Source organism: Chitinophaga sp. Cy-1792, assembly GCF_011752935.1.
Classification (GTDB): domain Bacteria; phylum Bacteroidota; class Bacteroidia; order Chitinophagales; family Chitinophagaceae; genus Chitinophaga.
This window is the reverse complement of the sequence record NZ_VWWO01000001.1, coordinates 976,132-989,310: the sequence shown is the minus strand read 5'-3', so window position 1 is coordinate 989,310 and position 13,179 is coordinate 976,132. Positions and strand designations below refer to the sequence as shown.

General features: G+C 43.5%; 11 protein-coding genes. 3 read left to right on the top strand and 8 right to left on the bottom strand.

Annotation, left to right across the window (positions count from 1 at the left end):
- Window position 1: 1 nt before the first annotated feature.
- From F3J22_RS04105 to lysS, 3 genes are all read right to left on the bottom strand, one after another.
- Window positions 2–745, bottom strand: coding sequence for a DUF4197 domain-containing protein (locus F3J22_RS04105; RefSeq protein WP_167014559.1), 744 nt, complete (start codon window positions 743–745; stop codon window positions 2–4).
- 41 nt (window positions 746–786) lie between these two features.
- Window positions 787–1,620, bottom strand: a complete 834-nt coding sequence (locus F3J22_RS04100; protein WP_167014557.1) for a universal stress protein — start codon at window positions 1,618–1,620, stop codon at window positions 787–789.
- Window positions 1,621–1,740: 120 nt separating this feature from the next.
- Window positions 1,741–3,255, bottom strand: a complete 1,515-nt coding sequence (gene lysS / locus F3J22_RS04095; RefSeq protein WP_167014555.1) for a lysine--tRNA ligase — start codon at window positions 3,253–3,255, stop codon at window positions 1,741–1,743.
- Between the two features lie 336 nt (window positions 3,256–3,591).
- Here lysS and F3J22_RS04090 point away from each other — a divergent pair, with 336 nt between their 5' ends.
- A complete protein-coding gene (locus F3J22_RS04090; protein WP_167014553.1) occupies window positions 3,592–5,724 on the top strand; it encodes a S9 family peptidase in 2,133 nt (710 codons plus the stop codon).
- Window positions 5,725–6,379: 655 nt separating this feature from the next.
- On the opposite strand, the gene F3J22_RS04085 is transcribed toward F3J22_RS04090, so the two are convergent.
- The 4 genes from F3J22_RS04085 to F3J22_RS04070 all read right to left on the bottom strand — a co-directional run bounded on the left by F3J22_RS04085 (window position 6,380) and on the right by F3J22_RS04070 (window position 10,152).
- The gene (locus tag F3J22_RS04085; RefSeq protein WP_167014551.1) at window positions 6,380–6,718 is read right to left on the bottom strand and encodes a tRNA-binding protein; all 339 of its coding nucleotides are present in this window, start codon (window positions 6,716–6,718) and stop codon (window positions 6,380–6,382) included.
- Window positions 6,719–7,062: 344 nt separating this feature from the next.
- Window positions 7,063–7,902, bottom strand: coding sequence for an LPS export ABC transporter periplasmic protein LptC (gene lptC, locus F3J22_RS04080; protein ID WP_167014549.1), 840 nt, complete (start codon window positions 7,900–7,902; stop codon window positions 7,063–7,065).
- 121 nt (window positions 7,903–8,023) lie between these two features.
- Entirely contained in the window at window positions 8,024–9,271 is a 1,248-nt protein-coding gene (locus F3J22_RS04075; protein ID WP_167014547.1) for a hypothetical protein, read from the bottom strand.
- Between the two features lie 245 nt (window positions 9,272–9,516).
- Complete coding sequence (locus F3J22_RS04070; protein ID WP_167014545.1) at window positions 9,517–10,152, bottom strand: LON peptidase substrate-binding domain-containing protein; 636 nt, start codon at window positions 10,150–10,152, stop codon at window positions 9,517–9,519.
- A gap of 158 nt (window positions 10,153–10,310) precedes the next feature.
- On the opposite strand from F3J22_RS04070, the gene F3J22_RS04065 reads away from it, so the two are divergent.
- Together F3J22_RS04065 and F3J22_RS04060 are read left to right on the top strand one after the other, a co-directional pair.
- A complete protein-coding gene (locus F3J22_RS04065; protein WP_167014543.1) occupies window positions 10,311–11,117 on the top strand; it encodes a glycosyltransferase family 2 protein in 807 nt (268 codons plus the stop codon).
- A 299-nt stretch (window positions 11,118–11,416) separates the two neighbouring features.
- On the top strand, window positions 11,417–11,743 hold the full coding sequence (locus tag F3J22_RS04060; RefSeq protein ID WP_167014541.1) for a multidrug efflux SMR transporter: 327 nt from the start codon (window positions 11,417–11,419) through the stop codon (window positions 11,741–11,743).
- 26 nt (window positions 11,744–11,769) lie between these two features.
- On the opposite strand, the gene F3J22_RS04055 is transcribed toward F3J22_RS04060, so the two are convergent.
- A complete protein-coding gene (locus tag F3J22_RS04055) occupies window positions 11,770–13,035 on the bottom strand; it encodes a chloride channel protein (RefSeq protein ID WP_167014539.1) in 1,266 nt (421 codons plus the stop codon).
- Window positions 13,036–13,179 lie beyond the last annotated feature (144 nt).

Genomic DNA, 13,179 nt, shown 5'->3' with positions numbered 1-13,179 from the left:
CTTATTTAGCACCGAATACTTTCTTCAGGAGATCAGTAGTTCTTGCCACAGGATTAGCCCTGATATTCACTTCTTCTTTGCTGATCTGGTCAAACAGTGCATTTACCGCCCTGGTGGTAACGTAGTCCTGCAAATCAGGATTTACTTTATTGAAGGTGGTAGGGAGCTTGTTGTAGTTAGTTACGAGCTCGCCATAATATTTGGTAGCCATGGTGCTATCCAGACTGCTTTTAATAACCGGCGCAAAAGCAGCTTTCAGTTTATCGGTAGTTTTTCCTTTGAAATAATCTGTAGCTGATGTATTACCGCCTTTTACGAGGTTGAGTGCATCGGTCAGCGTCATTTCCTTGATAGCGTCAACAAAAATTGGCGCTGCAAATCCTACTGCTTTTTCAGCAGATCTGTTGATCTGGAGGATCGCGTTATCTACCAGTTTACCCATGCCTAACTGACGGAGGGTGTTACCGATCTTAACAGCGTCTTCAGGCAGCAGCATTTTGTAAATATCGTTGCCGAAGAAACCATCTTTCACGCTCAGCTTCTTAATACCAGCTGAAACACCGTTAGACAGTGCCTCTTTGATAGCAGAAGATGCATCAGATTCGGAGATGCTGGATAGGGAAGTGGTAGATGTTGAACTGGTGGTAGTTGTTTTGCTCAGCTTTTTAAGTTTATTCAGCAGTTGAGCCTGGCTGGTATGCAGGGAAAAAACACCCAGCAACACTAACAGTGATCGTTTAAGCATAGTAGTTATGATGATTGCTTGTAATAAGTCAAAAGTATAAATTATTCGTGTATTGTCAGCAAAGGTATTTGAGTTTTAAATGCCAGCTTACTGGTACTGCTTCTTTTGAAGATGCTTTCAAACAGGCCATGCTTTTTAGGGATCGTGATGATCATATCGGCCTGGATACTTTCGGCAAAAGATACGATACCCTGTACCACATTGGGATTATCAATGAAATGATACACAGGATTATAGCCTTGTAGCAGTGTATCCAGCATTAAAGATTCAAACGGTGTATCGGCGGTAAAATGCTTGCTTTCATGGTCGATATTGAGTACATGCAGTTCTGCATGAAAAGCGTCCATGAATTTTTTAAGCAGATCTACCGGTGTAGATTCCACCACTTTTTTCAGGTCGCAGGCAAAAACCACTTTACTGATGGATTTGAACTTAGCGGTTGCCGGGATGATAAGTACCGGCGTGGTAGTTTGTTTCACTACGTCGATCGTATTGGAACCTACCAGGATTTCTTCCAGTTTACTGCCACCGGTAATGCCCATAATGATAATATCTGCTTCTTCATTTTTGCACACTTCGTTGATGGTAGCGGCAAGCAGGGTATTATCAGCCCTTAGCAGGATATCAATTTTACCAGCACTCAGCGCCTGCAGGTCTTTCTTCATTTTTTCCAGTCCTTCCATACTGGCTACCCTCAAATCGTCCGCATTCACCATGGGCACAGAAGTAGGCACATCCGGGATGGGTACTACCAGTTCATATGCATGGTAAAGGACGATACGCTCCGCACCAATGGCGTTGGCCATATCCATCGCGTATGTAGCAGCATTATAGGCTACGTCTGAAAAGTCTGTAGGAACGAGCATTGTTTTCATGGGCGATATTTTTGGATGACTCATTAGATTAACGAAGTAAGCGCCAAAAAGTTCCGTCCCATATAAAGCAAAAAGCTGACCAGTTGTAACTGATCAGCTTTTCTATAATGTTATTTATTGTTAATCTGCTTTTTCCTGCTTCATCTGCGGGAAGAAAAGAACGTCCTGGATAGACGGCTGGTTGGTCATCAGCATGGTTAGCCTGTCGATACCGATACCGATACCGGAGGTAGGCGGCATACCGTATTCCAGTGCACGGAGGAAGTCCTGATCGATGTACATTGCTTCGTCATCGCCACGTTCCATAAGTGCTACCTGCTCTTCGAAGCGTTCGCGCTGATCGATAGGGTCGTTCAGCTCACTGTAGGCGTTGGCAATTTCCTTACCGTTTACCATCAGTTCAAAACGTTCTACCAGACCGGCTTTGTTACGGTGTTTCTTCGTCAGCGGGCTCATTTCAACCGGGTAATCGGTGATGAAAGTAGGCTGGATATAGTGTCCTTCGCATTTTTCACCGAAGATTTCGTCGATGAGTTTGCCTTTACCGATTTTAGGATCTACGGAGATTTGCAGTTGTTTGCAAACATCACGGAGACCAGCTTCGTCCATTTCAGAGATATCGAAACCGGTATGCTCTTTAATGGCATCGTACATGGTTACACGACGGAAAGGTGCCTTGAAGTCGATTTCTTTATCCCCAACCTGTACTTTGGTGGTGCCATGCAGCGCGATGGCTACTTTTTCCAGCAGCGTTTCGGTGGTGGTCATCATCCATTCGTAGTCCTTGTAGGCAGCGTACATTTCCATTACGGTAAACTCCGGATTATGGGTACGGTCCATACCTTCGTTACGGAAGTCTTTCGCAAATTCGTATACACCTTCAAAACCACCTACGATCAGGCGTTTCAGGTATAATTCGTTGGCAATACGCAGGTACAGCGGCATATCCAGTGCATTATGATGAGTAACGAACGGACGGGCAGCGGCGCCACCAGGAATAGGCTGGAGGATAGGTGTTTCTACTTCCAGGTAACCCAGGTTGTTATAGAAGTCACGGATGGTCTGCATGATTTTCGTACGTTTCATGAAAACCTCTTTCACCTGAGGATTGATGATCAGGTCCGCGTAGCGTTGACGGTATTTGAATTCAGGATCTGTTACTGCGTCAAAGGTTTCGCCCTCTTTCTCCTTTACAACAGGCAGTGGACGCAATGCTTTTGCGAGCATAACAAATTCGCTGACGTGTACAGATGTTTCACCTGTTTTGGTAGTGAATACATACCCTTTCACGCCAATAAAGTCACCCATATCGGTGAGCTTCTTGAAAACAACATCATACAGGGATTTATCTTCACCTGGGCATATATCGTCACGACGGATATACAGCTGAACGCGACCTACAGAATCCTGTAACTTGACGAAAGCAGCCTTACCCATGTCACGGACACTCATAATGCGTCCTGCCAGGCACACGTCCTGGAATTGCTCCTTGGTTTCTTCCGAATAATTGGTGAGAATGTTTACGGAAGTATTGTTAACCGGATATTCGGCAGCAGGGTATGGGTCTATGCCCAGTTTCTGCAGCTCCTGTAATTTTTCCCGGCGTATAATCTCCTGCTCTGATAATTGTGTCATGTGATAAATTGTAAATAGCAATTTGGAGTGCAAAAATAACTTAATAATGCAGAAGGAACAAGGAAACTGCTAGAATCCCAATAGGAAAGGGCTGTAAGACTACAGCCCCTTACTTTTTGACCATATCCTATGAAAACCGGGATAAAAGTAAATCAGCTCACTGCGAAATCTGTATCGACTTTCCACATGAAGGGTTTCCCCATTTAAATGGCAGTATTTTCAAGATTAGCGGCAAACTTGCTTCCACTCATGGAATTTCAGGGGGCGGGTATCTCCACTTATGCTTATTTTCGCCCGCCAACACTATCAAACAGGCTAAAGACATATTATTTATTTATGAGAAGCGTACATTGGCTAAAACCAACCTACCTGACTGGTGCAGCGTTCCTATTGCTGACGATATCAACCACCCAGGCACAGGAAAAGCAGGATATTACCTTTGAGCAATCCTTCAAAGGGCAACCCAGCAACATTACCGTCGCTTTGCCAGCAGTAAAAGGCTGGGCCGACAGTGAACATTACATCGAAATTCGTGACAAACAAGCCTACAGCATTGATGTCCGTACCGGAAGAGCTACCATCTATACCGCGCCTGTTGGCGGCCCTCATGTAGACATTCGCGATAACGACGTTTTCTACACCGGCAACGACGGTAAAGAAATTCAGCTGACCAGCAACAAAGACCAGGAAAAGAATCCTACCCTTTCCCCGGATGGTAAATACGTGGCCTTTACCCGCAACAATGACCTCTACAGCGTGGAAATTGCCACTAAAAAAGAAACCCGTTATACCAACGATGGAACGGATGTCATCTATAATGGCTGGGCATCATGGGTATATTATGAAGAAATCCTCGGACGCCCTACGCATTACCGCGCATTCTGGTGGAGCCCGGACAGTAAGAATATTGCCTACATGCATTTCGACGATACCAAAGTACCTGTATTCCCTATCTATAGCGAGAAAGGACAACATGGATATCTCGAAAACACCCGCTATCCTAAAGCCGGCGATCCTAACCCTGCGGTTAAACTGGGCGTAGTACCAGTTACTGGCGGTGCCACCGTTTGGGCCGACTTCAACGAAAAGGATGACCAGTATTTTGGTATGCCTTTCTGGACAGCAGATAGCAAAAGTCTTTGGATACAGTGGATGAACCGTGATCAGAACAACCTGAAGATCTACAGTATCAACCCTGCCTCCGGCACTAAAAAAGAAATTTACGACGAGCAGCAAAAAACCTGGATCGACTGGTTTGATGCCGTTCCTTTCCTTGATAACAATAAAGGTTTCCTGTTACAAAGTGACAAAACCGGCTGGTCGCACCTATACCTCCACAACATGGACGGCTCCCTGAAAAAGCAGCTGACCAATGGTAACTGGACCGTTAAAGAAGTACTGGAAATTGATCAGAAAAATGAAATGATCTATTTCACCGCACGTAAAGAGTCGAGCGCACGCTTCGACCTGTATAAAGTGAGCCTCAAAACCGGCGCTATGACCCGCCTGACCAATGGTAACTATAACAACGTTATTAACATGGCCCCAGGTGGTAAATACTTCATTACCACTTACTCTAACCTGTCAACTCCTTCTAAAATGGCGCTGACAGACAATAACGGTAAAGTCATCCGAGAACTCGGCGATAGTAAAGGAGCTGCTTTTGACCAGTACAATGTAGCCAGAACCGAACTGAAAACATATAAAACCCGCGATGGTCTTGAATTACCAATGACCATTACCATGCCGGTGCATATGCAGCCAGGTAAAAAATATCCGATCCTGATCAGCATCTATGGCGGACCTAATGCCGGTACCGTGTATGATACGTGGAAATGGAACAACCTGCAACAGTGGTGGGCACAGGAAGGCGTTATCCAGGTGGCTATTGATAACCGCAGCAGCGGGCATCTGGGCAAGGCCGGCATGAACTACATTCACCGTAAACTGGGCCTCTATGAAATCCAGGATTATATGGATGCTACCAAATGGCTGCGTACACAACCATGGGCAGATACCAATAAAGTTTGTATGACCGGCGGAAGCTTTGGTGGCTACATGACTTGTATGGCCCTGACTTATGGTGCAGACGTATTCAACTATGGTATGGCTAATTTCGCCGTAACAGACTGGCAGTTATATGATAGCCACTATACGGAGCGCTACATGGATACCCCGGCTGATAACCCGGATGGTTACAAATCCACTGCCGTGATGACTTACGCCGATAAATACAAAGGCCTGATCCGCATTACCCACGGTACTATGGACGATAACGTACATATGCAGAACTGTATTCAGCTCATCGATAAATTTGAAAATCTGAACAAGCATTTTGAATTTATGCTCTATCCTGGCGAGCGCCATGGCTGGGGTGGCTTAAAAGCAGTGCATTCCAACCAGGAATCCTGGAGATTTATCTATAACAACCTGTTAGATAAACCTTTCCCTTCTGCCTTCAGTAAATAAGAAATTGTTATAAACAGAAGCGCCCGCCTGGTAATTCCGGCGGGCGTTTTCTTTATAAGTAAAACAAAGCCCACAGATCTTGAATCTGTGGGCCTTATTTAAATAGAAACGGGGCTGCAAGACTACAGCCCCGAAAAATTTTAACCATATCTTTATTGAAAAACCTACACCAAAGATGGTCGTTTTTACCATATGAGTAAAGGTCATTTTTGTGAATGATATATTTTAACCGGGGAACGTCAGAAAAATGAAGGTTAACGTATGGTCGTGAAAAACACTTTATAATTATTTAAATATGATTATTATCTACACAAAGAATTGGTAATCAATATATAACAAGCATTATTATCGTGAAAATAGAGAAACGGCTTTCGGGAGAGAGAAATAAAAAAGGGTGGTAAGAATACCGCCCTTGTAATAATTTTAACCATATCCTATGAAAAACCTAGAACAAAGATATACTCCTAAATTTTCCTTAGGTTTTCATTTCCGTGAACGATGTATTATTGTTCGTGAACATCGGATAATGGTAAATTAATTATCATATTAATAAAAATATAATATTATAATATTATAGAATTAATAGGATAATTAATCAATATCTAATTGATTATCAATACAATTTTTCACTAGATTAGTTGTTAGAAAAGATTTCTCAGGCAATTCTCTGACCGTTTTCTACGGGCAACCCAGGTTGAAGTAAGGTAACTGCTTTATTATCACCGACTACTCCCAAAACTAAACACTCAGACATAAAACGGGCTATCTGTTTGGGAGGGAAATTCACTACTGCGACAATCTGTTTTCCGATAAGTGCCTCTTTGCTATAATTGACTGTAATCTGTGCGGAGGATTTGCGTTGCCCTATTTCAGGGCCAAAATCTATCAGTAACTGATAGGCGGGGTTACGGGCTCCCGGAAAGTCGTTTGCCTCCAGAATTGTCCCCACTCTCATTTCTATTTTTTCGAAGTCCTGCCAATTAATTAATTCCATGTCTGTAAATCGTGTTGATTAAATATAGGTATCTATTATGACAAAATCAAGTAGAATACTTGTATTAACTATTCTATGTGACTGACCTGTTTACGTCGTATATGCGTAATAGTTAAGGCATATTTCCTGTTGTATTTACCCTAAGGCTATACCGATAATGCCATCTCGATAACATTAACATTTTCCGTGTAGAAATGATGCATAAAAACCAAGCAAACACTGCAAACTGGCATAATTATTGGTTTTTATTGAATCAAATTTTAGGTTAAAAAATAGGTTAAAGCGAAATAACCCCACCTGCAGAGGTGGGGTTATTTCGTTTATACATTTACGTTAGTTACCTGCTATGATCGAACCGGTTTTATGTGCGGGTGCTTAGGCTTCTCTAATAGCCTTACGCCATTCTGCTGTTGCTGCCCTGCCGGTGTGGCTACCGGCGATGGCTGCAGCCTTGCCGGTACATTAACTACCGGTTTTGGCGGAGCAGGCGACGGTGAAGCAGGAGGTGTTGTAGGATTAGCCGGAGATGTTGCCGGATGCGCACTGTCAGATACACCGGCAGGGACTCCCGCAGGCTGTATCGTTGCAGGCGCCGGCGCTGATGCCGGAGCAAGGCTGTCGCCAGGTGCAGCATCCTGCGACATAGACGTACTATCCTCAATGGTAATAGGTCCGCTTACGCTGATAATCTTCTTAACACTGAAGTCTTCATTAGCCTCCAATCCCCAGCCATGCAGCTGTGAAGTAGGCGTATTAATAAATACTTCTTTGGTGGAATAGAAAATCTTACGCTTAGGATCGTAATTTAACTCGTTGGTATTCAGCGTTTCGCCTTTGGCAGTTACCAATACCACGCTATCCCGTAGATAAACGTAGCCTTCTTCTTCCAGGTATTTACCATGTTTGGCGGTGAGTGTACTGGTTACCTGTAAGGTTGTATCGTACATCAGCAATTTGAGTCCTTTCTTGAACTCTACGTAGGTAGGTTTGTCCAGGCTCCTCTCCATAGAAGGTGCCAGCAGTTTGGCGCTTACCTTACCGTTCTGGCTGAACATGGCAACGATGTCTGATCCATTCTCCACGGCGGCTTTCTTGGAGTCGAATTCCATTACAGCCTGAATATCATTCTCACAACTACTAACCGTAATGGCTATCAGAAAAAAATATATAATCCTTTTTATCATGTACTTAATTAAAAAAGAAATGCAGTGAATGCCAGGGCGAAGATAAAAGATTTTATCTCCCTAATCATACACTGCATTTCGATTTAATATGTGGCAGGCTACTATTTAGCCTGTTATGGTATTAGTCGTATTTACGTTTAACGAACCATCTGTCGCTAAGTGTAAAGCCTATAGATACCCGGTAGATGTTTTCCTGAAGCAGGGTGGATGAATTACCACGGTGGGCAATTTCCAGTGCCAGGTTCAACATGCTGTACTGGTTAGAGTAGGCCATACGGCGGATAGGTAATCCTGCCCCCAGTGTAGCGCCATAGGTAGGCATATTTTTATCATCCAGCTTAATGTAATCCTGGCCGTAGTAACCTCCGAGGCGGTAAGCCACACGGTTCCAGTAACCACTCAGTGCAGAGGCATTTGGTACAAACTGTCCGCCTAGAGACATTTTCCAGGCGTTTTGCACAGCGGCATCTTTCACGCCATAGGATTTGAAATCGCTGCCCCAGTTAGAAGCATTGAAATCTGCGCCGATCATCCATTTATCATACTTACGCAACATGATACCACCGGCAAATTCAGTAGGGTAAACGATTTTCCCTTTTTCGCCCTGAGTGAATTTCACCGTATCAATAGTAGTATAATCGTTGGTGCTGGCATCATAGATAGCAGATTCAGACATGGTCATTTGTTTACCGTTCATAGTCTGGTTCAGACTACCGCTGGCACCAAAACTCAGGTCCATGTCCTTCGCTACTTTGGTTTTATACTGGACACCCACTTTATAGAAGAAGCTGCTGTAGCTGATTCTGTTGGTATGTCGGGAAGCATAAATGTTGTTGGATGGATAGATAATATTGGTTGTATTGGTAAGACTACCGAAGAGGTAGCCCAGGTTCACGCCGATGCTGAAGTTACCAATGCCTACACCCGTACCACCATATAACTGATATAAACCACCACTACCTTCGTAGCGGTTAACCAGTGGTAAACGTAAGGTATCAAAGAAATTGCCGGTAACTGGCTCCTGGATATTATAGGATACCCTTGTTACTGGACGAAGTCCGATGTTGGCGCCCCATTTTTTCTTAATAGGGATACCCAGTTGAAGATAGGAGAGTGTTCCAAAACCTGAGCTGAAGCTAGACTTACCATCGCGGATGGTACGCGCTCCACCTTCCACGCCAATATCTAAAGACGTAAGCAGCAAGTTGGAATAGCTGGCAGGATTGATGAAATTCACTGACGTTGGATCACTGTATGCCTGAGAAACGCCTCCCATACCCCGGTTGACAATGTTCTGGTTATTGTTTAAATCTCCCAGACCGTAACGTGAATATGGTGAATTGTCTTGTGCGATTGCTTTATTTGCCAACAGAAATAATGCGACGATTAGGCAAAAAATACTGGTTTTTGTCCGATGCATTTAGTAACAGAATTATTTTTTACCCATTTATCTATAAAATATACCTGTTCATCTATAAAATTGAAGGGTCTGCAAATATCTAAATTTTAAGACGGGAAGCAAAAAAAAACCTAATACGGCCTGTTAAAACCGCGTTAAAGTTGGCGTTTTTATCTCTCGAAATCCTTACCTGACAATCATCTTCATAGAATTCCTCACTCATTATCTGCGGATAAATTTCTAAAATGTCCGTTTAATTTGACCCGCTCCTTCAGCTTTTCCATTTCTGCCATCATCGGAATTACTTTATGAAGATGTCTTTTTAGAAATTCCAGCCGCTGGATTTCATAAAACAGGTGCAGCATTTCGTATTCTTCCGACAGGGAAAGACCGGCATGATGGGCAACATCATAGGAGAGGAGCTCCTGATCAGCTTTCTTAAAGGATTTGTGTACCTGGAGGATGGCGTGCAGTTCCCGGATACCATGCAGAACCTCGCCCAATAAGCGCGGACTCACCGTGAGGTTGTTTTCCGGATAACTCACAATAGCGCCGGTATATAGCTTCTGAGGAATTGTCTCTATCTTTTCCAGTACCCTGAAAATCCTGTCGCCACGGGTGATAACATCCATTTCGCCGTTATCATAGAGTTTTTCCACCTTCTCTACTTTCACCAGGGTGCCATATTCCATCACCTTTTTATCTACCACAGCAGGAATACCAAAATACTTACCCTCAGCTACACATTCCGCCACCAATTGCTTAAACCGGGGTTCAAAAACATGCAGATTCAGCTGTTCTCCCGGATAAGTCACTACGCCAAGCGGAAATAAGGGTATAAAGTTAGTCATTGAATTTTCCGTTATTTGCTAAAGTTATAAAATCATATGAAAACCTGGACAGCACAAAATACAACAACTTAACCTACATAATCATGTCATAATATGGGCCTGTTTGAAGGGAACATGTAAACATTAAGTACTTTTATGGTTTATAAATTATCATATTTATGCTAACTGGCAATTGTTCGACAACTTTGCTGATTTCTACCTATAACTGGCCTGCTGCACTAAATCTTTGCCTCAAAAGTATTTATGAACAAACGTTGTTACCCAACGAAGTGATCATTTGTGATGATGGTTCCCGGGAAGATACTACCGAACTCATCAAAACATTTCAGCAAAATTTTCCGGTTCCTTTAATTCATGTCTGGCAGCCTGATGAAGGTTTCAAGCTGGCACAAATCCGTAATAAAGGAATTGCTAAAGCCTCCGGAGACTATATTATTCAGATTGATGGAGACCTGGTTCTGGAGAAACATTTTATTGCCGACCATGTGGCCCTGGCAGAACAAGGCTATTTTGTGACCGGCAGCCGTGTTGGTCTCACTCCCGACCTCACCAGAAATGCATTTGACAAAGAAGCCGTGGATATGCGCGTGGTTCCGCTGGCCTATAAATTCAATGCCATGCGCATCCCCTTTATTTCCAACCTGCTGTCAAAAACATACAAGCAGTGGGGTAAACATAAATATTATGTAAAAGGCTGTAATATGGCCTTCTGGAAAAAAGACCTGGTGCTCGTAAACGGATACGATGAAATTTTTGTTGGATGGGGACAGGAGGATACCGATATCGCCATCCGCCTGTTGAATGCCGGCATTAAAAAGAAATTCATAAAGCTTCGTGGGGTGGCATTTCATCTATACCATAAAGAAGCATCCCGCGAGAAAGATCAGGAAAACCAGCGGTTAACCAAACTGGCGATCAGCTCCGGTAAAAAATACGCCACACAGGGCCTTAGCGCATATCTGTAATTAAATACACTACCATAAATGCTGTTACCAGCTCCCCAGGTGCTGGTAATAGTAGTTCATATTCGTTTATTCGTCCACGTTAGCACAAGCCACATCATCGTTATCGGCAGCCTGAAAAAATTCAGGTTCTGAAAAAAATCGTACCTTCGCGCCATGCGAACAATTATATTAGGCATAAATATCGCGTACGCAGTTTTCAACTACGGTCTCTGATTCCAGGACTGACGGGCATTTCATGCTCATTCTTCCCATACATTTTTCCTGCATATATTTTTTGTTAATTATTCAAAACCATTATTATGGCTTGGTTATTCCTGATTATAGGAGGCCTGTTTGAAGTGGGCTTTACTGTATCCTTAAAGTATTCTGAGAACTTTAGTAAGCTCTGGCCTTCAATAAGTTTCTTTATCTGTATTACGCTGAGTTTCTTCTTTCTGAATAAAGCAATTAACGGCGGATTGCCGATAGGAACATCCTATGCAGTGTGGACCGGCATCGGCGCCGCTGGCACTGCCATTGCGGGCATGATCTTCTTTAAAGAACCTGCTGTATTCTGGCGTATATTCTTCCTGTTGACGCTGATTGGTTCCATTGCAGGACTGAAGTTCGTATCAGGGGGAGAATAACAAATTATCCGCAGCCATAGAAAGCGTTATGCTATGCTTTCTATGGCTTTCTTTTTAGTAACTGGTAGTAGTCTGCTTATCAGATATGCGCTGGTGCATGCTATCGCTGTCATTGGTAATAATGCCGGTGCATGGCTTATTTCCAATCCCATTATTAAAGCGGTGAATACGGCCCTCGTAGTACCAGTAAAGAATGCCAGCATACCGGCGATGGCGGCAACCGCAGGGTCTACATGAATTCCCGGAAAGGAAACCTGGAAAATAAATCCTGTCAGCAGGCCCCAGGCCGCGCCTATGAGAAACAAAGAAATTACACCGGCCCCTGTATCCAGCAGCGCACTGTATACCACCCACATAAACAACTTCACAAAACAGAAAAGGAATATTAACTTCAACGTGACCGCACCGTTTAGTAACGGGATCAGCTGTTGTTCTCCGCTTCCAAACATCTCCGGATAATAATAACAGCAAACACCGGTGATAACCGCAGCGAAGAGCAGCCACCATTTTGACTTAGCAGCCATTAATACGCCTTTTGAAGACAACCATCTGTTACATTTTACTACCAGCGCACCCAGTAATGCACTCACTACACCGACAATCAGATATAACCCATACAGCGTGTAATCATTAACGTTAGCTATCCTAACGTTATAATTAACAGGATGTAAAAAGTATTGTGCAACTGCCGTTAATAAAGTAGCAGTAACTACCGGCAGGATAGCAGCTAATGTTATTTCTGCCATCAGCAATTCAGCGGCAAACATGAATGCAGCAACCGGGGTACCGAAGCACCAGGCAAATCCGGCAGCAATGGCGGCCATACGGAGGGCATTACGCGCCGTTGTATTCATACCGGCGATGTCTGCGATTTTATTATTTACGGCCATGCCAGCCAGCCATACAGGAGATTCTGTTCCGAGTGGAGCACCCGTTGCAACCGCTGTTGTCAGACCGGTGGCGTTTAATAATTTTTGTTTGTGGCGGAATAATAGCCATATTACAGCGCCTGCTACCGGAACAAGTACCAGGAAGAAGCCGAGGCCACTATCTTCAGGATCTGGATAAGTATAGCCTATCTTCCCCAATAATACCAGGTTGGTCAATAAAGGTAACAGGTAACTTATCAGCCAGGCGAGTCCGATGCCGGTAAGGGTGGCTGGGATTGTTAATATTAACAGCCTGAGCAAGGAAATACTTTCAGCTACATCATTGGATGAGCTGGCGATTTGCCCGGACTTAGGCAGCAGGGAAAATCGTTCATTGTTTAAATAGTAGAGCCTATTCCTCATGAAAAGTTGATATTATCCAAAGCTATATCCTTCATATGATAATCTCAAATGATTTTTCATCATATATATGAACAATTTGGATAAATAGCGAACATTATGTTAATCAGTTGCAAATATTTTCACCGTTAGGAAACCTTATCATAA

What these genes read in the sequence shown, in the direction of transcription:
- lptC (WP_167014549.1), bottom strand. Translation starts at nt 7,902, where the DNA reads ATGATAAAAAGGATTATATATTTTTTTCTGATAGCCATTACGGTTAGT.
- F3J22_RS04065 (WP_167014543.1), top strand. Translation starts at nt 10,311, where the DNA reads ATGCTAACTGGCAATTGTTCGACAACTTTGCTGATTTCTACCTATAAC.
- F3J22_RS04055 (WP_167014539.1), bottom strand. Translation starts at nt 13,035, where the DNA reads ATGAGGAATAGGCTCTACTATTTAAACAATGAACGATTTTCCCTGCTG.
- F3J22_RS04070 (WP_167014545.1), bottom strand. Translation starts at nt 10,152, where the DNA reads ATGACTAACTTTATACCCTTATTTCCGCTTGGCGTAGTGACTTATCCG.
- F3J22_RS04085 (WP_167014551.1), bottom strand. Translation starts at nt 6,718, where the DNA reads ATGGAATTAATTAATTGGCAGGACTTCGAAAAAATAGAAATGAGAGTG.
- lysS (WP_167014555.1), bottom strand. Translation starts at nt 3,255, where the DNA reads ATGACACAATTATCAGAGCAGGAGATTATACGCCGGGAAAAATTACAG.
- F3J22_RS04105 (WP_167014559.1), bottom strand. Translation starts at nt 745, where the DNA reads ATGCTTAAACGATCACTGTTAGTGTTGCTGGGTGTTTTTTCCCTGCAT.
- F3J22_RS04100 (WP_167014557.1), bottom strand. Translation starts at nt 1,620, where the DNA reads ATGAAAACAATGCTCGTTCCTACAGACTTTTCAGACGTAGCCTATAAT.
- F3J22_RS04090 (WP_167014553.1), top strand. Translation starts at nt 3,592, where the DNA reads ATGAGAAGCGTACATTGGCTAAAACCAACCTACCTGACTGGTGCAGCG.
- F3J22_RS04060 (WP_167014541.1), top strand. Translation starts at nt 11,417, where the DNA reads ATGGCTTGGTTATTCCTGATTATAGGAGGCCTGTTTGAAGTGGGCTTT.